This is a genomic window from Aquabacterium sp. (assembly GCF_036279655.1).
In the GTDB taxonomy this organism is placed as follows: Bacteria; Pseudomonadota; Gammaproteobacteria; order Burkholderiales; family Burkholderiaceae_C; genus Aquabacterium.
On record NZ_DASUIT010000115.1, the window covers coordinates 1 to 18,061 of the forward strand.

14 protein-coding genes, 2 tRNA genes and 1 other RNA gene are annotated in these 18,061 nt (G+C 65.8%); 6 read left to right on the top strand and 11 right to left on the bottom strand.

Annotated features, from left to right (window positions below):
- From ssrA to VFW84_RS12885, 3 genes are all read left to right on the top strand, one after another.
- Window positions 1-205, top strand: a transfer-messenger RNA (tmRNA) gene (ssrA, locus tag VFW84_RS12875); the annotation flags it as partial.
- A 144-nt stretch (window positions 206-349) separates the two neighbouring features.
- Window positions 350-1,231, top strand: coding sequence for a pirin family protein (locus tag VFW84_RS12880; protein ID WP_329680865.1), 882 nt, complete (start codon window positions 350-352; stop codon window positions 1,229-1,231).
- A gap of 41 nt (window positions 1,232-1,272) precedes the next feature.
- A complete protein-coding gene (locus VFW84_RS12885) occupies window positions 1,273-1,857 on the top strand; it encodes a TMEM175 family protein (RefSeq protein WP_329680866.1) in 585 nt (194 codons plus the stop codon).
- Window positions 1,858-1,872: 15 nt separating this feature from the next.
- Here VFW84_RS12885 and VFW84_RS12890 read toward each other — a convergent pair whose 3' ends face one another.
- Complete coding sequence (locus tag VFW84_RS12890; protein ID WP_329680867.1) at window positions 1,873-2,829, bottom strand: LysR family transcriptional regulator; 957 nt, start codon at window positions 2,827-2,829, stop codon at window positions 1,873-1,875.
- 95 nt (window positions 2,830-2,924) lie between these two features.
- Here VFW84_RS12890 and ybaL point away from each other — a divergent pair, with 95 nt between their 5' ends.
- Window positions 2,925-4,631 carry a YbaL family putative K(+) efflux transporter gene (gene ybaL, locus VFW84_RS12895; RefSeq protein WP_329680868.1) on the top strand — a complete coding sequence of 569 codons (1,707 nt, stop codon included), beginning with the start codon at window positions 2,925-2,927 and terminating at the stop codon, window positions 4,629-4,631.
- Between the two features lie 9 nt (window positions 4,632-4,640).
- Here the strand turns inward: ybaL and VFW84_RS12900 are convergent, their stop codons facing one another.
- Together VFW84_RS12900 and VFW84_RS12905 are read right to left on the bottom strand one after the other, a co-directional pair.
- Window positions 4,641-5,054 carry a YkgJ family cysteine cluster protein gene (locus tag VFW84_RS12900; RefSeq protein WP_329680869.1) on the bottom strand — a complete coding sequence of 138 codons (414 nt, stop codon included), beginning with the start codon at window positions 5,052-5,054 and terminating at the stop codon, window positions 4,641-4,643.
- Window positions 5,055-5,096: 42 nt separating this feature from the next.
- On the bottom strand, window positions 5,097-6,389 hold the full coding sequence (locus tag VFW84_RS12905; RefSeq protein WP_329680870.1) for an NAD(P)/FAD-dependent oxidoreductase: 1,293 nt from the start codon (window positions 6,387-6,389) through the stop codon (window positions 5,097-5,099).
- 140 nt (window positions 6,390-6,529) lie between these two features.
- Here VFW84_RS12905 and katG point away from each other — a divergent pair, with 140 nt between their 5' ends.
- Window positions 6,530-8,737 carry a catalase/peroxidase HPI gene (katG, locus tag VFW84_RS12910; protein ID WP_329680871.1) on the top strand — a complete coding sequence of 736 codons (2,208 nt, stop codon included), beginning with the start codon at window positions 6,530-6,532 and terminating at the stop codon, window positions 8,735-8,737.
- Between the two features lie 55 nt (window positions 8,738-8,792).
- On the opposite strand, the gene VFW84_RS12915 is transcribed toward katG, so the two are convergent.
- The 7 genes from VFW84_RS12915 to VFW84_RS12945 form a co-directional block, all read right to left on the bottom strand.
- Window positions 8,793-8,868, bottom strand: a tRNA-Gly gene (locus tag VFW84_RS12915).
- A gap of 51 nt (window positions 8,869-8,919) precedes the next feature.
- Window positions 8,920-8,995, bottom strand: a tRNA-Phe gene (locus VFW84_RS12920).
- A gap of 57 nt (window positions 8,996-9,052) precedes the next feature.
- Window positions 9,053-9,868 (bottom strand): response regulator, encoded by an 816-nt coding sequence (locus VFW84_RS12925; protein WP_329680872.1) that lies wholly within the window; start codon window positions 9,866-9,868, stop codon window positions 9,053-9,055.
- Window positions 9,869-9,881: 13 nt separating this feature from the next.
- Window positions 9,882-12,182 (bottom strand): sensor histidine kinase, encoded by a 2,301-nt coding sequence (locus VFW84_RS12930; RefSeq protein WP_329680873.1) that lies wholly within the window; start codon window positions 12,180-12,182, stop codon window positions 9,882-9,884.
- Window positions 12,179-12,769 (bottom strand): DUF4390 domain-containing protein, encoded by a 591-nt coding sequence (locus VFW84_RS12935; RefSeq protein WP_329680874.1) that lies wholly within the window; start codon window positions 12,767-12,769, stop codon window positions 12,179-12,181. The genes VFW84_RS12930 and VFW84_RS12935 overlap by 4 nt, the downstream gene beginning before the upstream one ends.
- A complete protein-coding gene (gene rsmB, locus VFW84_RS12940) occupies window positions 12,766-14,121 on the bottom strand; it encodes a 16S rRNA (cytosine(967)-C(5))-methyltransferase RsmB (protein ID WP_329680875.1) in 1,356 nt (451 codons plus the stop codon). Before rsmB ends, VFW84_RS12935 begins: the two co-directional genes overlap by 4 nt.
- Window positions 14,122-14,187: 66 nt before the next feature.
- A complete protein-coding gene (locus tag VFW84_RS12945) occupies window positions 14,188-15,048 on the bottom strand; it encodes a GNAT family N-acetyltransferase (RefSeq protein ID WP_329680924.1) in 861 nt (286 codons plus the stop codon).
- Window positions 15,049-15,210: 162 nt separating this feature from the next.
- Between VFW84_RS12945 and ptsP the strand changes: the two genes are divergently transcribed.
- Entirely contained in the window at window positions 15,211-17,007 is a 1,797-nt protein-coding gene (ptsP, locus tag VFW84_RS12950; protein ID WP_329680876.1) for a phosphoenolpyruvate--protein phosphotransferase, read from the top strand.
- A 7-nt stretch (window positions 17,008-17,014) separates the two neighbouring features.
- Here ptsP and VFW84_RS12955 read toward each other — a convergent pair whose 3' ends face one another.
- A complete protein-coding gene (locus tag VFW84_RS12955) occupies window positions 17,015-18,034 on the bottom strand; it encodes an AraC family transcriptional regulator (RefSeq protein WP_329680877.1) in 1,020 nt (339 codons plus the stop codon).
- Between the last annotated feature and the right edge of the window lie 27 nt (window positions 18,035-18,061).

Here is an 18,061-nt window from a genome sequence, read left to right on the forward strand (position 1 = left end):
AGTCGCAAGACAAGGGCTGCGAGGTTATTCACATAGGCTGGGCTTCACCCGGGTCACTCGGGTGAGGTCAAGATCAAGTGACTGGCTGGCCTGACAGCGTGCTGCTGCGCGTTCAGGACGGCGAGACTCAAATCAGACAGCTAAACATGTAGATCTTCTCGTTGATGGCTTGCGGACGGGGGTTCAATTCCCCCCGGCTCCACCATACACAGACCCGACGCCCCCAGTCGGGTCGCCCCAAAAAGCCTCAGGCGCTTCGGCTCCTGGGGCTTTTTTCCGTCCAGACCCGCATGCCGACATGCCTTTGACGGGCTGTCTAGAATCAGGCGCTGACCAGCGAAGGGCACCCATGTCATTGAAACAAGATCCGATCGTCGAGCGGATCGCCTCGCGACCCTCCACCCTGGGAGAGGGGCTGACCATCCATCGGGCCCTGCCCACACGCCAGCGACGCACGGTGGGGGCGTGGTGTTTTCTGGACCATCTTGGGCCCATCGAATTTCCAGCAGGGGAGGGCCTGCATGTGGGCGCCCATCCGCACACCTGCCTTCAGACCTTCACCTGGATGATCGAAGGCGAGATGCATCACCGGGACAGTCTGGGCAGCGAGCAGATCGTCCGCCCGGGGCAGGTCAATCTGATGACGGCAGGGCGCGGTGTGGCCCATACCGAGGATTCGGTGTCACCGGGGCAGCGCCTGCATGCCGCGCAGTTGTGGATTGCCTTGCCCCGCGACATGGCCGACTGTGAACCCGCCTTTGACCATTACCCGTCGCTGACTCAATGGCAGCAAGCGGGCCACACCTTCACCTTGCTGGTGGGGCGTTACGAGAGGCACATGGCGCCCACTCGGGTGTACACGCCCCTGCTGGGCATGGACATCGTGGCCGATGCGGCCGGTACGTGCACGCTGGCCTTGAACCCGGGGTTCGAGCATGCGCTGCTGGCCCTGGAGGGAGAGATGCAACTGGGACAGGAGCACTTCGTCCAGGATGAACTGGCCTATCTGGCGCCAGGGCCGGATCAGGTGTCGCTGACGCTGGGTGCGGGCAGCCGTGTGCTGTTGCTGGGGGGCGAGCCTTTGGCCGAGCCCATCCTGATGTGGTGGAACTTCGTGGGCTACAGCCAGGAGGAGATCCGAAACGCTCAGGTCGCCTGGACATCTGGCGACCCGCGGTTTGGCTCGGTGCCGGGCGACGGTGGGCGCAGGCTGGCCGCCCCTGCACTCTGAATGGTGATGCCCTGTCGGGCCTGAACATCTCTGGAGACTCTGTGGAAACCAATCGACTGGAAGCGTTCAGTGATGGCGTGATTGCGATCATCATCACCATCATGGTGCTGGAGTTGAAGGCGCCTGATGGTGAGCGTCTCGATGCCTTGGTGGCGATGGTGCCGAGTTTCCTCAACTATGTGCTGAGCTTCATCTATGTGGGCATCTACTGGAACAACCATCACCATCTGCTGCAGGTCACGCAAAGGGTGAGCGGCCCCGTGCTGTGGGCCAATCTGCACCTGCTGTTCTGGTTGTCCTTGCTGCCTTTTGCCACGGAGTGGATGGGGCACAAGCACTTTGCCGCCAGTCCGACCGCTGCCTACGGGCTGGTGCTGTTCATGGCAGCGGTGGCGTATTTTGTGCTCGAGCAAGTGATCAAGACCTCCGAGGGGCCTGGTTCAGTGATCGAGCAAGCCCTGGGCCGTGACTGGAAAGGCAAGGCCTCCATGGCCCTGTATGGCGTGGCCATGGCGCTGGCCTTTGTCGTGCCATGGCTGGCACAGGCCATCTATGTGCTGGTGGCACTGATGTGGCTGGTGCCTGATCGCCGGATCGAGCGTGCCCTGGCGGCCAGAGGATACTGAACTCCTCGGTCTGGCTCAGCGGGGGGCAGCGTGGCTTGCTGGCGATGGCAGCGACACGTTCATGCCGCCCAGGGTCACCTGCAGCATGTCGATGAAGGCCCGCGTCTTGGCGGGCATGAGCTTGCGGCCCGGGAACACGGCCGACACCGTGTGCGCAGGCAGGCACCAGTCCGGCAGCACACGGCGCAACTGGCCTTGCCGCACGGCCGGCAGGGCAAAGTAGTCCGGGACGGCGGCAATGCCGGCTCCCGCCACCGCCATGCGGATCAGCAGTTCAGGCGAGTTGGCGGTCACGCGTCCGGGCGGGACGCCTTCCCAGCGGTCATCGCCTTTGCGCAGGGCCCAGGGCGCGGGCTCGCCGTTGCCCCTCAGCAGCCTGACGGCACGGTGGTGGATCAGGTCGTCGGGGGTGTCCAGGCTGCCGGACTCCGCCAGGTAGTGGGGCGAGGCATACAGGCCCGCAGAGAATTCGCTCAGACGTCGCGCGGCCAGCAGGCCATCATCGGCCAGGTCCCCCATGCGAACGGCCACATCGAAGCCCTCGCCCAGCAGGTCCACCCGACGGGGCGAGAGGTCGAGCTCCAGCGAGATGCCGGGGTGCATGGCCGTGAAGGCTGCCAACATGTCCGCCAGCAACAGATTGGCGAAATCGCTGGGCACGGACACGCGCAGGCGCCCGGTGGGGGCCGACTGGCGACGTTCACGCAATTCCGCCACAGCATCGATTTCGGCCACCACCTGGCGGGCATGTTCCAGCAACTGCATGCCGAATTCGGTCATGGTCTGGCGTCGGGTGGTGCGCAAGAGCAAGCGCTCGCCCAGGTCCTGCTCCAGCGCAGCCAGTCGCCGTGAGACGGTGGACTTGGGCAAACCCAGTTTGTCCGCCGCTTTGCTGAAGCTGCCCAGGTCAGCGACGTGAGCAAAGATGAGCAGGTCGTTCGGATCGATGGGGCCGTGAGATTGTTCCGTCATGGGAACAATCATAGCCAGGGGGATGGGCTCGCAGAGGGTTTTGGACTACGATCCCCACACGGCTCCTGTCCACCTGCCAGGGAGGTGCGGTCCAGATGCCCCATGACGTGAGTCTGATCTCCACCATTGCGGCCGGTCTGGGTCTGGCACTCATCCTGGGCTATGGCGCCGCGCGCTTGAAGATGCCGCCCCTGGTGGGCTATCTGCTGGCGGGAGTGATGCTGGGCTCGCACTCACCCGGCTTCGTGGCCGATGCGCACATCGCTCGCCAGTTGGCCGAGATCGGCGTGATGCTGCTGATGTTCGGTGTGGGGCTGCATTTTTCCCTGGACGAGTTGCTGACTGTCAGGCGCATGGCGGTGCCCGGGGCCCTGGTGCAGATCGTGGTGGCCACGGCCCTGGGCATGGGCACGGCCTGGTGCTGGGGCTGGGATGTGGGGGCCGCCCTGGTGTTCGGTCTGTCGCTGTCGGTGGCCAGCACGGTGGTGCTCCTGCGGGCGCTGGACACGCGCGAGTCGCTCTCCACCATCAACGGTCGCATCGCGGTGGGCTGGCTGGTGGTGGAAGACCTGGTGATGGTGCTGGTGCTGGTCTTGATGCCTCCCCTGGCCGGATGGCTGAAGGCCCCCGAGGGGGCTGAGGCACAGGGATCCTCTCACGGGTGGGCGCTCTGGTGGGCGCTGGCCTGGATGCTGGCCAAGGTGAGTGCCTTCGTCGCCTTGATGCTGGTGGTCGGGCGCCGGGTGTTCCCGCGGGTGCTGCTCATGGTGGCTCGCACCGGGTCGAGAGAGCTGTTCACGCTGTGCGTGAGCGCCGCGGCCCTGGGCATTGCCTACGGCGCGGCCATGCTCTTTGATGTGTCCTTTGCCCTGGGCGCCTTCTTTGCCGGCATGATGATGCGCGAGTCCGAGTTCAGCCACCGGGCGGCCGACGAGTCCATGCCCTTGCGAGATGCGTTTGCCGTGCTGTTTTTCGTGTCGGTGGGCATGCTCTTTGATCCACACACGGTGCTGGGCAACCCCCTGCGGGTGCTGGCGGTGGTCGCCATCATCATGGTGGGCAAGACGCTGGCGGCCATCGCCCTGGTGCTGATCTGCCGGTATCCCCTGAGCACGGCGCTGACCGTGGGAGCGGGGCTGGCGCAGATCGGTGAGTTCTCTTTCATGCTGGCGGGCCTGGGCATGAGCCTGGGCCTGCTGCCATTGGAAGGGCAGAACCTGATCCTGGCCGGCGCGATGATCTCGATCGCCTGCAATCCCTTGCTGTTTGCGGCGGTGGAGCCTGTCCAGGCCTGGATCCAGGCGCGCTCGGCCTATGCGCGGCAACTGGCCTCGCGTGACGACCCCCTGGCCGAGTTGCCCTTGTCGGTCGATCCGGCTCATCTGATGGGGCAGGTGGTGCTGGTCGGCTATGGCCGGCTGGGGCGGCACATCGCCACTGGCCTGCGCGCGCAGGGCATCCCCTTGGTGGTGGCCGATCAGAACCGCGAGCGAGTCGATCAATTGCGCCAGGAGGGCATCAATGCCGTGTCCGGAGATGCCTCGGAGGCATCGGTGCTGATCCAGGCCCATGTGGCACGCGCCAGCGTGCTCGTGATCGCGCTGGCCGACAGCTTTCACGTGGCGCAGATGGTCGAGATCGCGCGCACCTTGAATCCCCATATCCAGGTGGTGCTGCGGGCCCACTCGGACGAAGAGGCAGAGTTGTTCACGGGGGAGCAGCTCGGTGAGGTCTTTGTGGGCGACCGGGCCCTGGCCGACAGCATGGTCGGGCGCATCCGGATCCTGGTCGGCCCCTCTTGAGTTGCCCGCTCAGGTGCTGCTGGGGGTGGTTTTGGCGCGGTAGGCGCAGTAGCCGGGTCGAGCGCCCACCTGCTCGGGATGCTTGCGACAGGTGTTGGGGCGATTGTCGTAGACGGTGCAGCGGCGGGTGATGGCGTCCAGGAAGTGGCAGTCGCCACTGGCGCGGCGGGCCAGGGTGAACAGGCCGTACTTGAAGTTGAAGTGGTCGATCAGACCAGCCTTGCTCAGGCGCTTGGCGATCTGCTTGGGCACTTCGTGCTCGGCCTCGAAGGGGTCGACCATGCCCAGCCGCACCAGGTCAGCCAATTTGACTTCCAGGGGCATGGTGCAGCAACTGGCCATGCAGGTGTTGCACATGCCTTTGCGGTAGCGGGCCCAGGTGTCTGGGCGATCGATGTCGACAAGGTAGATCGAGGGCTTCACGGCGGGGCAGGGCAAGGGCAGAGCCGTGATTTTAGTGCGCCGCTATCGACGCTTGAACAGGAGCTTGAGGCCGCGCCAGGACAGGATGCTCTCCGGGAGGCGGCGTTCGGCCAGGATGTCGGCCAGGGCCCGGGTGACCCATGGCAGGCGGCCGGCCTTCCAGATCACCAGGCTGATCAGCCAGGGGTGCTTGTTCACATGCGCGGCTTGTTGGTACATCTCGAACCGTGGCCGCAAGGCATTCAGCCGAGTCACATAGGCCTCGCTCACCGCTGCATCGGTGTCTGCTGAGATCCCGGCATCCAGCACTGCCGGGGCTGCGACCACCGATGTCAGACTGTCCGCGGCGGCCATGCCTGTTTCCATGGCTTTGCCGATGCCTTCACCCGTCAGGCGGTAGGTGCTGCCAATGGCTTCTCCTGTGACGAGCAGGCCGGGCTTGACCCAGTCAGCGCCCGTGAGATCGAACCGCAGTGGCGCCCCCTTGGCAGGCCCCAGGGGGGCGCCCTCGGCCACGAGGCGTGCGGCGATCGGGTCCACCTGGACGAAGCGTTCGAACAGGTCGTGCAGGCGCACTCCTTCTCGCGGGCTGCCGCGGCGCTGCGGGTGGCTGCTGATGCCCACACCAATGTTGCAGACCCCATCGGGGCCCGGGAAGATCCAGCCATAACCTCCCCGCAGGGCGCGGTGCCAGACAAAACGCAAGGCCTGCATCTCGCTGGCAAGGGTGTCGTGCCGGATGTATTGCCTCAGGGCAAAGCCGCTGGGGGTCTTGCGAGCCGAGAGACCTGCCGCCTGCAGGGGTGGCGTGGCCGCGCCCGTGGCCAGAACCACCCAGCGTGCGGCGATGTGCCTGACCAGCCCTTGGTTTTCGAGCACGGCTCCGATCACGCGTCCTTGTGCGTCGACCAGGGGTTTCACAAAGCCCGCAGGTGCCGTCAGCACCGCTCCAGCTTCCACCGCGCCTCGGGCCAGGATCTCGTCGAGATCCTGTCTGGGCAGAACGATCATGTCGCCGGGCACGGCGATCTCCTGCTGGAAAGGCGCCACGCAGCGGGCCTGGCCCATCTGCCGGCCTGCGGCGCAGACGCGTTCGTGAAGACCGAGGTGCTTGAGGGCGGCGATCGCATCCGGGACCAGGGCGTCTCCGCAGACCTTGTCACGCGGCAGGGCCTTCTTGTCGGCCAGCACCACCTGCCAGCCCGCACGCGCGAGTTGCCGAGCACAGGCACTGCCGGCCGGGCCTGCACCGATGACCAGGACATCACAGGAAGACGGCGCATCACGCAGTGTGACGTTCCAGGCTGGGGAGTCGTGAAAGGGCGCTCTTGTCATGGGGGAAATGTACTGTGCCGTGTCACGGTCTGACCCGTGCCCAGGCTATGGACTCGATTGGCAAAATTGCATTGATCGCGTCATGTCATCGCCCTAGACTGAACTTCGCTGTTCATGTCCAACGATCAAAGGAGAGACGCATGTCGACTGAATCAAAATGCCCGTTTTCGGGCGCGGCGGGCAGGCAGGCCTTGGCCGGTGCCCCGAGCAACGCGGACTGGTGGCCTCAACAGTTGAACCTGAAGATTCTGCACCAGCACTCCCCTCAGGCCGACCCCATGGGTGCGGCCTTCAACTATGCAGAAGCCTTCAAGAGCCTGGACCTGGATGCCGTGGTCAAGGACCTCCATGCGCTGATGACGGATTCCCAGGACTGGTGGCCTGCGGACTGGGGTCATTATGGTGGCCTGATGATTCGCATGGCCTGGCACTCGGCGGGCACCTACCGCATCAGCGATGGGCGAGGTGGTGCCGGCGCCGGCAATCAGCGTTTTGCCCCTCTCAACAGCTGGCCGGACAATGGCAACCTGGACAAGGCACGTCGCCTGCTGTGGCCGATCAAGCAGAAATATGGCCGTCAGATTTCCTGGGCTGACCTGATGATTCTGGCGGGCAATGTGGCCCTGGAGTCCATGGGCTTCAAGACCTTTGGTTTTGCCGGTGGCCGCGAGGACATCTGGGCGCCCGAAGAGGACGTCTACTGGGGTGCCGAGCGCGAATGGCTGGCCACCAGCGACAAGGCCAACAGCCGTTACTCCGGCAACCGCCAGCTGGACAACCCTCTGGCTGCCGTGCAGATGGGTCTGATCTATGTGAACCCGGAAGGTCCGGATGGCAAGCCTGATCCGGTGGCCTCGGGCCGTGATGTGCGCGAAACCTTTGCCCGCATGGCCATGGACGACGAAGAGACCGTGGCCTTGGTCGCTGGTGGTCACACCTTCGGCAAGGCCCACGGTGCGGGTGACCCCAAGCTGGTGGGCCCCGAGCCGGAAGCGGCGCCGATCGAGGCACAAGGCCTGGGCTGGATCAACCAGTTGGGCAGCGGCAAGGGCGTGCACACCACCACCAGCGGCATTGAAGGCGCCTGGAAGCCCAACCCCACCCAGTGGGACAACGGTTATTTCGACATGCTGCTGGGCTACGAGTGGGAGCTGACCAAGAGCCCGGCGGGGGCCCACCAGTGGACGCCCAAGAACTGCAAGCCCGAACATCTGATCCCCGACGCGCACGATCCCTCCAGGAAGCACCCGCCGATGATGACCACGGCCGACCTGTCGCTGCGCTTTGACCCGGCCTACGAGAAAATTTCGCGCCGCTTCCACCAGGACCCGCAGGCTTTTGCTGACGCCTTCGCCCGCGCCTGGTTCAAGCTGACGCACCGCGATTTGGGGCCGCGTTCACGCTATCTGGGCGCCCTGGTGCCTCAAGAAGTGCTGATCTGGCAGGACCCCATCCCGGCCGTGGATCACCCCTTGGTGAACGATCAGGACGTGGCCGCACTGAAGGCCAGGGTGCTGTCGTTGGGCTTGTCCATCTCGCAACTGGTCCGCACGGCCTGGGCGTCTGCCTCGACCTTCCGTGGCAGTGACAAGCGGGGTGGTGCCAATGGCGCACGCATCCGTCTGGCGCCGCAGAAGGACTGGGCGGTCAATCAGCCGGCGGAGCTGGCCCAGGTGTTGTCCCGACTCGAAGCCCTTCGCGATGAGTTCAATGGTGCCCAGTCGGGTGGCAAGAAGGTGTCTCTGGCCGATCTGATCGTGCTGGGCGGTTGTGCGGCGGTCGAGGCGGCCGCGAAGGCGGCGGGCCATGACATCCAGGTGCCGTTCACGCCTGGGCGCATGGATGCCTTGCCGGAGCAGACCGATGTCGAATCGTTCGCGGTGCTGGAGCCGCTCGCCGATGGCTTCCGCAACCACGTTCGCCAGGGGATGGAGGAGGCGGCGGCAGAGTTGTTGATCGACAAGGCGCAACTGTTGACGCTGAGCGCGCCGGAGATGACCGTGCTGATCGGCGGCCTGCGTGTCCTGAACGCGAACGCCGGCCAGACACCGCACGGTGTGTTCACCCATCGTCCGGAGGTGCTGACACAGGATTTCTTTGTCCACCTGCTCGACATGCGCACGACATGGCGCAAGAGCGCGACGGCGGGCGTGCTGGAAGGGCGGGATCGGGTGAGCGGTGACCTGAAGTGGACGGGCACCGTCGTGGATCTGGTCTTTGGCTCCAACTCGCAATTGCGCGCGCTGGCAGAGGTCTACGCCAGCAGCGATGCGCAGCAGAAGTTCGTGAGCGATTTTGTGGCGGCCTGGGCCAAGGTGATGAACCTGGATCGCTTCGACATCGCCTGACAAGCTCGAGAAAGACAAAGGCCCTGACAGTTCACTGTCAGGGCCTTTGAAAATATGGAGCGGGATAAGAGGCTCGAACTCTCGACCTATACCTTGGCAAGGTATCGCTCTACCAACTGAGCTAATCCCGCATGTTGATCAAGGAAAGAAGCCTACCGCGTGGATAGGCTTCTTCAAGATCTTGGTGGCCTGGGGCGGAATCGAACCACCGACACGCGGATTTTCAATCCGCTGCTCTACCAACTGAGCTACCAGGCCATCACTGTGAACCGTTGCAATTTCTTGCGCTGATCAACAGAGAACGAGACTATAGCATCAATTTACGGCCGTTTTGCGGTTGCGTGTCAGATCGACACCCAATTGTTTGAGTTTTCGATACAGATGGGTGCGCTCCAGGCCGGTCTTCTCGGCCACGCGCGTCATGCTGCCGCCTTCACGGGCGAGGTGGAACTCGAAGTAGGCGCGCTCGAAGTCGTCGCGTGCCTCGCGCAGGGGGCGGTCGAGTTCGAAGAGCTGCTCATGGGCCAGGCCGCCGCCCAGCGCAGGGGCGCCCACGTGGCCGCCATGGTGCATGCCGCCCACGCCGCTGCTCATGCTGCTGGAGGTGGTCAGGCCTGCGATGCCCAGATCGTTGCTGCGCACGGCCATCAGTTGCGGCGCGCTGGGTTGCTGGACGTAGGACGGTGCGGCTGTGATCGGGGTGACGCTGGCCAGGTGCGGTGTGCCACTCAAGCCCAGGGGCTTGCCGGTCGTGGGGGCGGCGGCGCTGGGCTTGGCCAGACCTTGCTCGACCGCACGCAGCAGCTTTTGCATGGTGATGGGCTTTTCAAGGAAGGCCTGAGCGCCGACCTTGGTGGCCTCCACGGCCGTGTCGATGGTGCCGTGGCCGGACATCATGATCACAGGCATGGTGAGCTGGCCGTTGGCGCCCCATTCCTTGAGGAGGGTCACGCCGTCCACATCGGGCATCCAGATGTCCAGCAGCACCAGATCGGGCTTGCATTGCTCGCGCATGGTGCGCGCCTGCGCCGCGTTCTCTGCGACTTCAACCGTGTGACCTTCGTCGGTCAGGATGTCGGACAACAGGGCACGGATGCCGAGTTCGTCGTCAACTACAAGGATAGTGGCCATGAATTTTGTGTCCTCAGGATGCCTTCGTGCTGTCGAACGGGGCCGCCTGAGGTGAGTTGGATGACAGCTTTGAAAATGATAACGAAACTTGAGCCCCTGTCATACCTCCAATCCCTGAGGGATTGCCTGGGTCTGCAAGGTTTCTGAGCCGAACGACGGCATGGTGTTCGTCTGCGATCTTCTTGACAACTGCAAGTCCCAGGCCTGTGCCGTGCGACTTGGTGGTGACATAGGGTTCGAAAGCGCGCTTGAGTACCTTCTCGGGAAAGCCTGGGCCATTGTCTCTGATGACCAGTCGCACGGTGTGGATCTGTCCTTGATCGTCGCGACGTGCCTCGGTGATCAGATCGACTCGGGGGCTCTCGGTGGTGGGCGTCTGCTGTACGGCATCCATCGCATTTTGAACCAGATTGTGCACCACCTGGCGCAGCAGCGTGGCATCGCCCTCGATGGTGGGCAGATCCGGCGCCATATTGACCTTGAGCAGGCCGCTGTCGATGGCCTGTCCGTACAGCGCCAGGACCTCGCTGACCAGGGTGTTGAGCTCCAGCGGCGCCAGCCGGGACGTGGGCAGCCGGGCGAAGTCGCGGAACTCGTTGATCAGGGTCTTGAGTGACTGGACCTGGGCGACGATGGTGTTGACAGAACGGGTCAGCAACTGCTGGCCGGGCTCGTCCAGCTTGTCGTGCAGCTTCATCTGCAAGCGCTCGGCCGACAGCTGGATGGGCGTGAGCGGGTTCTTGATCTCGTGGGCGACCCGGCGGGCCACTTCGCCCCAGGCCTTGGAGCGCTGGGCGGAGACCAGTTCGGTGATGTCGTCGAACACGATCAGGCGTGCACCGGCGGGCAGATCGGCGCCGCGCACCAGCAGGGTCTGCGCTTCCTGGGGGGAACTGGGGTCGGTCAGCGGCCCCTCGAAGGATTCCTGCCATTGCTGCCGCTCACCGGGCTCGGGGTCGCTGTCGTAGGCCGCGAAACGGTCGTTGACGGCCTGCGCCAGGGCTTGCAGATTGGGCACCTCATGGAGCGCGCGGCCCGCATAGGCAGACAAGGGGGCTCGCAGGATGCGCGTGGCCCCGGGGTTGACCGTGTCGATCAGCCCTTGGGCATTGAACACGATCACGCCCGAGGTGAGGTTGTCCAGAATGGTCTGCACGCGTGAGCGGGCGTTGTCCAACTGCTGGGTGCTGCGCTCCGCCTGGGTGCGGGCGTCGGCCAGTTGCTGGGTCATGGCGGCGAAGTCCCGGGTCAGGCCACCGAGTTCATCCTTGGTGGTGAAGATGGCCTTGGGGCTCAGATCGCCCCGCGCCACCTCGCTGACGCCCTCGGCCAGCAGCACCAGGGGGCGGGCCAGTTGCTGGCCCAGGGTGGCGGCCAGCAGCAGGGCACCAAAGACCGCCAGCACCAGCGAGAGGGTGAGGGTGCCGATGTACATGCGCCGCAGGCCCTCGCGCCCCAGAGAGCGTTGCTGGTACTCGCGGTAGGCGTTCTCGACGTCCAGGGCGTTGCGCAGCAGCTTGGCTGGAATGGGTTGCTGCACCAGCAGGAAGCGCCCGCGGCTTTGCAGGCTGAAGCTGCGGTCGGGCATCCAGGCCAGCGCCATCACGCGCGGTTCCTTGCCATCGTCCAGCCCCTCGATCAGGGACACCACGCCGCGGTTGCGGGCATCTTCGCGCCAGGAGGTGGGCACACGCCCGGCCGACAGGCCCAGATCGCTCTGCCCACCCACCTGGGTGGTGAGTGCACCGGCCTCGCTGATGAGGGCGACACGGTCGGCGCCCAGTTGTTCGCGCAGGCGTTCGAGTTCCAGCAAAGGGGGCTGGCTGTCGGTGTCGGCCTGGCTGGGCAGGCCGGACATGCGCTCGGCGGCCAGGCGGGTCTTGTCGGCCAAGTCCTGGCTGAGGGTGTCCATGGTGGTGCGGCCCAGGCTGAGGCCCGCTTCGAGGGCGCCTTCCACGCGCACGTCGAACCAGGTCTCGATGCTGCGTGAGACGAACTGGTAGGACACCCCATAGATCAGCAGGCCAGGCACCAGGGACACCACGGCAAAGATGCCTGCCAGCTTGAGCAGCAACTGGCTGCCGAACTTGCGCCGCCGCACCCGCAGGGCCAGGCGCCCCAGGGCCAGCACGATGACCACCGCCAGCAGGGAGGCGATGGCCACATTGGTCCAGAACAGCCAGATGAAGTGGGGTTCGAAGCGTTCGCGGTTCTGCGTGGCGAACACCAGCATGAAGGCCAGCACCAGGCCGGCCCCGAACATGGCCAGGCCCAGAACGATCCATGCCCAGCGGTTGGCCTTGAATGCGCTCATCGGGCCAGGGAGATGGGGACGCGCCGCGCCACGGCGATGGTCCACTCGCTCTGATCGCTCAGGCCGATCTGCAGAGGGCGGGGCAACTCGTCGCGGTCCAGCTGGAAGCTGAATTCGACGTAATGATCCCGTTCGTCGTTGGCGGGAGCCTGGTCCATGATGCGCCAGCGGCTGCCGCGCTGCATCACGGCCAGCGCCTCGCTCAGGCTGCCATAGTGCTGGCTGAGACCTTCCACCGAGACACGCCAGCGCCGGGTCAGGGGCTGGTAGGTCAGTCGCCAGTGGCGTTCGGCCACGGCGCGGGAGCGGTCATACCAGTACCAGCGTTCCCGAAACACTTCGGCCCGCGCCGAAAAGACCACGGCGACTCCTTTGAGCAGGGCGTCTTCGACGTCATGAGGCAGCTCGAAGCGCACGGCGTAGTTGAGCAGCAGCCCTTCATCGGAGCGCTGGACCTGGAGCTGGGAGAGTTCGACCTGGGTGCGACCTGTGCCAGCCAATTGCGCCCACGCGGACATGCCCACGCTGCCTGCGGCCAGGACCGAGGCAGCGCGCAGCAGGACGGTGCGGCGGCTGGGCACGTTCATTGTTCGGCAAGGGCGGGCTTGCGCAGCAGGGCGTAGAAAAAACCGTCACCCGAGACGGGAGTGGCCTCAGGCAGGGATGCGTCGGGATATTCGACCACAGGCAGCAGGTGACCTGGGGCGGGCAGGGCCTGGGCCTGGGGCTGTCGTTGCAAAAATGCGTCGATGCGCGCTTGTCCTTCCTGCTTGAAGAGCGAGCAGGTGCAGTACAGCAGCAGACCGCCGGGGGCCAGCAGGGGCCACAGGGCGTCGAGCAGGCGGTCCTGCGTGGCCGCCAGGGCATCGATGTCGCTGGCGCGGCGCAGCCAGCGCACGTCCGGGTGGCGCCGCACGATGCCCGAGGCGCTGCAGGGGGCGTCCAGCACGATGGCATCGAACCGTTGGCCATCCCACCACAGTGCGGTCTGCGAGGCGTCGGCAGCCTGGGTGCGGGCGCTCAGATGCAAGCGAGCCAGGGTCTGGTCGACACGCTGCAGGCGCTGGGCGTCGGTGTCGAGTGCCAGCATCTGCACGTCCAGGGCTTCGAGCAGGTGTGCGGTCTTGCCGCCGGGGGCGCTGCAGGCGTCCAGCACCCGGGCGCCGGCGGACAGGCCGGCTTGCAGCAGCAGGGGCGCGGCACGTTGGGCCGAGGCATCCTGCACGGACACATCACCCGCCTCGAAGCCGGGCAACTGGTGCACGGGCAAGGCCTGGTCCAGCACCAGACCGGCATCGCCAAAGGCGCGGCTGGGATGTCCCAGGTCCTGCAGTTGCTGCTGGTAGTCGGTCACCGATCGCTGGCGACGGTTGACGCGCAGCATCATGGGGGCGGCGTGCTGATTGGCGTCCAGCAAGGCCATCCAGTGCTCGGGCCAGTCCTGCTGCAGGCGCTCGATCCACCACAAGGGGTGGTTCCAGCGGGCTTGCGGGTCTTGCTGGGCCTGGGCGATCAAGGCATCGCGCTCCCGCAGGAAGCGCCTCAGCACGGCATTGACCATGCCGCTGGCTGGGCGCGCCTTGCGCTTGGCGGCGTCCACGGCCTGGTCGACCAGGGTGTGTGCAGGGTACTCGGTGCCGCAGGCCAGGGCCAGGGCTGAGGTCAGTAGGCCATCGACCCAGGGGGCCGGCTTGCGGGCGACCAGCAAGCCTCGCAGCGCGCGGGCCAGGCCCAGGCGGCGCATGACGGCGAAGGACAGGGCCTGGGTGCCGGGACGGGCGGCGGCGGGGCAGGCATCCAGCGCGTCGGTCAGGGAGCGGCCGGACTGGACCGCACTGACGGCATCGGCACAGTGCGCCAGCAGTTGCCACAGCGGCAAGGAGGCCGGTGTGCCCTGATGGGGGGCGGCAGAGGGAGAGCGACGGGGAGAGGCGGGCATGGCGCGCAGTCTAGTCCCTGCGCGCCGCTCTCCGGGCCCGCAGGGGCCCATTCTTCGCTTTCTTTGTCACGCGCCAAGAAAGTGACGGCGGTAGCGTGAGGGCAGATCGGCCAGGCGCATCATCATGGGCAGGTCGGCCGTGTTGAAGTCGGGGTCCCAGGCCGGGGCGCCCAGGATGCGGGCGCCGCAACGCAGATAGCCCTTGATCAGCGCCGGAGGCTCGACGGCCAGGCTGCGGTCCAGGTCATCGACCGGCAGGGGCAGGCGGGGGCGCACCTGCACGTCGATGGGCGCCAGGTGCGTGTGACGCAACTGCTCCCACAGGCTGGCCGCCACGTGGCCGCCATCGCGCATGCTGATGCTGGCGCAGCCGATCATGGTGTCCAGGTCATTGCGCACCATGAACTCGGCCAGGGCGCCCCACAGGGCCATGATGACCCCACCCTGGCGGTGGTCGGGGTGGACGCAGGAGCGACCCAGTTCGACCATCTTGCCGCGCAGCGGACGCAGGCGCGTCAGGTCGAACTCGGTTTCGCTGTAGAGGCCCCCAATGCGCCGTGAGGCCTCGGGGGTCAGGACCCGGTAGGTGCCGATGACCTCGCCCGGCTCGCCGTCCTCCTCGACCAGGCGCACCAGCAGGTGCTCGCAATAGGGGTCGAAAAGGTCGATGTCATGACCCTCGGGGCTGCCGGCTGGCACAGTCAGTCGTGCGCCCATTTCGTCGACAAAGACCAGGTGTCTCAGGCGTTGAGCCGCGAGAACATCCTGCGCAGTGCGTGCCCAAACGACCTCCAGTTTCTGGGGGGCTTGTTCAAGGCCAGACCCGAGGGAGCGACCGTGAAGTGACCTCCGGGACAGCGCGGGGCTGCGTGACAGGCTGGGCGTCAGGTCGGACAGAGGCAAGGTGGGCAAGGGCAGGTCCCGCATCATCGGCTCCTGGGTTGGTCGATGTCAGCCAGTGTCAAGAGGAGCGATGACGCCGGCATGACCCTTGTGTGACAAAACCGTGACCTGACGCAAGTCGTCGCTGTGGCATGCCCTGGTTAAATCCTGACACCCAGCTCGAGTTTGTACTGCTAGCATCTACCCATGAGCATCCAGATATTTGGTCTGCCTGTTTCTCGCGGCGTGGCCATTGGCCGTGCTGTGCTGGTGGCATCCAGTCGGGTGGACGTTCCCCACCATTTCGTCGACCCGGCCCGGGTGGACGAAGAGATCGCGCGCCTGATCGCGGCGCGGGACACGGTGGCCGCCGAATTCGACATGCTCAAGCACGATCTGCCCAGCGATGTGCCCACCGAGCTGGCCGCCCTGCTGGACGTGCACCAGATGCTGCTGCAGGACGAGGCCCTGATCGGCGCTGCGGTGGTCTGGATCGTCGAGCGTCACTACAACGCCGAATGGGCCCTGTCGGCCCAACTGGAAGTGCTGGCGCGCCAGTTCGACGAGATGGAAGACGCCTATCTGCGCGAGCGCAAGGCCGATCTGGAGCAGGTGGTCGAGCGCTTGTTGCGCAATCTGGGGCGCGGTGGCGGCTTGCCGGCCATGCAGCCCCACCCGAGAGATTTCGGCGGCGACGATCCGTTGGTGCTGGTGGCCTCGGACATCTCGCCGGCCGACATGCTCAACTTCAAGCGCAGCGTGTTCACGGGCTTCGTGACCGATGTGGGGGGCAAGACCTCGCACACGGCCATCGTGGCGCGCAGCATGGACATCCCTGCCGTGGTGGGGGCGCGCCAGGCCAGCAACCTGATCCGCCAGGATGACTGCATCATCATCGATGGCGATGCCGGTCTGGTGATCGTCGATCCCTCGCCCATCGTGCTGGAGGAGTACCGCTTCCGCCAGCGCCAGAGCGAGCTGGAGCGTGGTCGTCTGGCACGCTTGCGTCATACCCCGGCGGTCACGCTCGATGGCGAGCGCATCGAGTTGCTGGGCAACATCGAGATGCCCGAGGATGCCCCGGGTGCTCTGGAGTCCGGCGCGGCGGGTGTGGGCCTGTTCCGCAGCGAGTTCCTGTTCATGGGGCGCGACCACGATGATCTGCCCGACGAGGAAGAGCAATACGACGCCTATCGCCGCGCGGTCGAGGGCATGAATGGCCTGCCGGTGACGATCCGCACGGTCGACATCGGTGCCGACAAGCCGCTGGAGGGCATGACGCCCAGCGAGTTGCGTCACGAATCTGTGCTCAACCCGGCGCTCGGCCTGCGCGCCATCCGCTGGAGTCTGGCGGAGCCCAGCATGTTCCGCCGCCAGTTGCGGGCCTTGTTCCGGGCGGCTCATCACGGGCCGGTCAAGATCATGATCCCCATGCTGGGCAGCCTTCACGAGATCCGCCAGACGCTGGAGCAGATCCACCATGTGCAGCGTCAGTTGGCGGAGTCGGGCAAGCCTTTCGGGCGGGCCGAGCTGGGCGCCATGATCGAGGTGCCGGCGGCGGCCCTGACCCTGCCCTTGTTCCTGCGGCATTTCGACTTCCTGTCGATCGGTACGAACGATCTGATCCAGTACACCCTGGCCATTGATCGCGCCGACGAGGCCGTGGCGCATCTGTACGATCCCTGGCACCCTGCCGTGCTGCATCTGGTGCACAACACCATCGTGCAGGCGCGTGCGGCAGGCAAGGGGGTGAGTGTGTGCGGTGAGATGGCGGGGGACCCGGCCTTCACCGAATTGCTGCTGGCCATGGGCCTGCGCAGCTTTTCCATGCATCCAACCCAGGTGGCGGCGGTCAAGCAGCGTGTGCTGCGGGCCGACACGCGTCGTCTGGCGTCCTTGCTGGCACCGGTGCTCGAGAGCGATGATCCCGAGCGGACGTGCCTGGAGCTGTTTGCCAGTGCGGGCTCACCTGCAGCGGCGCAGCGCCTCGCCTCGGCGGCCTGAGCCTGCTTCAGCTGGCCTGCTTGTGCGGGCGGCGGTGATCGGACGGCGTGATGCCTGTCCAGCGCTTGAAGGCCCGCGTGAAATTGCCCGTGTCCGAGAAGCCCAGCAGGAAGGCGACCTCCTTGAGGCTGCATTGCCGGTCATTGAGGTAGGACAGTGCCAGTTCGTGCCGGGTGCTGTCCAGCACATCGGTGTAGGTGGTGTCCAGATCGGCCAGGCGCCGCTGCAAGGTGCGAGCGCTCATGCCCAGGTGCTGTGCGATCTGGTCCTGGGAGGGCTCGCCCTGCGGCAGCATATTGGCCAGCATGCGCTTGACCTGGGTGCTCAGATTGTCGCGGTCGAGCTGCTCGACGAGCTTGGCCAGGATGTGCTCCTGCTGCTCCAGCAGTTGCGGGTTGGCGGCCTCCAGCGGACGCTCCATCAATTCTCGTGACCAGACGATGCAGGTGTGCGGTGCACCAAATCGCAAAGGGCAGCGGAAGGCGCGCACAAAGGTGTCGGTGTTCTGCGGAGCGGGGCGCTGGAAGTCGACCCGCACGGGGCTCATCTGCCGATCACCCACCATGGTGCGCACCAGTCGCACCAGCACCATGGCCGAGGCGTCGATGGCTTCCGGTTCGCTCTGGGGGCCGCACACCGGCGGGGCCAGGGTGACCCGGCATTCGTCGCCATCCACGGTGTAGTGCACGATCACCGCGTCGGTGATCACGCGAAAGTAGCGCTCGACCCGCTGAAACGCATCGTGCAGGGAGGGGCTGGCGATCAGGGCGTAGCCCAGGGCATGGAAGGTCGTGATCCAGGAGTGGCGGGCGGCCTTGACACCGAAGGCGTCGTCGCCTGTCGCATCCACACTCAGGCGCCACAGGGTGCCCACGCTGCGCACGGGAACCCGCACGGACAGGTCGTCGAAGTTCACCTCGGCCAGACCGGCGCGGGCCAGCAACGGCGCACTGGGCACATGCTCAGCCTCCAGGGCCCGGCAGATGACTCTGACCCAGGTGGCGAGGGTGGTGGCGTGCTGATCCATGACGGCGGAACCAAACGGTCTATCTGA

Excerpts from the sequence above, each read along its gene's own strand:
- VFW84_RS12880 (WP_329680865.1), top strand. The coding sequence starts at position 350 with ATGTCATTGAAACAAGATCCGATCGTCGAGCGGATCGCCTCGCGACCC.
- VFW84_RS12890 (WP_329680867.1), bottom strand. The coding sequence starts at position 2,829 with ATGACGGAACAATCTCACGGCCCCATCGATCCGAACGACCTGCTCATC.
- ybaL (WP_329680868.1), top strand. The coding sequence starts at position 2,925 with ATGCCCCATGACGTGAGTCTGATCTCCACCATTGCGGCCGGTCTGGGT.
- VFW84_RS12905 (WP_329680870.1), bottom strand. The coding sequence starts at position 6,389 with ATGACAAGAGCGCCCTTTCACGACTCCCCAGCCTGGAACGTCACACTG.
- katG (WP_329680871.1), top strand. The coding sequence starts at position 6,530 with ATGTCGACTGAATCAAAATGCCCGTTTTCGGGCGCGGCGGGCAGGCAG.
- VFW84_RS12925 (WP_329680872.1), bottom strand. The coding sequence starts at position 9,868 with ATGGCCACTATCCTTGTAGTTGACGACGAACTCGGCATCCGTGCCCTG.
- VFW84_RS12930 (WP_329680873.1), bottom strand. The coding sequence starts at position 12,182 with ATGAGCGCATTCAAGGCCAACCGCTGGGCATGGATCGTTCTGGGCCTG.
- VFW84_RS12935 (WP_329680874.1), bottom strand. The coding sequence starts at position 12,769 with ATGAACGTGCCCAGCCGCCGCACCGTCCTGCTGCGCGCTGCCTCGGTC.
- rsmB (WP_329680875.1), bottom strand. The coding sequence starts at position 14,121 with ATGCCCGCCTCTCCCCGTCGCTCTCCCTCTGCCGCCCCCCATCAGGGC.
- VFW84_RS12945 (WP_329680924.1), bottom strand. The coding sequence starts at position 15,048 with ATGCGGGACCTGCCCTTGCCCACCTTGCCTCTGTCCGACCTGACGCCC.
- ptsP (WP_329680876.1), top strand. The coding sequence starts at position 15,211 with ATGAGCATCCAGATATTTGGTCTGCCTGTTTCTCGCGGCGTGGCCATT.
- VFW84_RS12955 (WP_329680877.1), bottom strand. The coding sequence starts at position 18,034 with ATGGATCAGCACGCCACCACCCTCGCCACCTGGGTCAGAGTCATCTGC.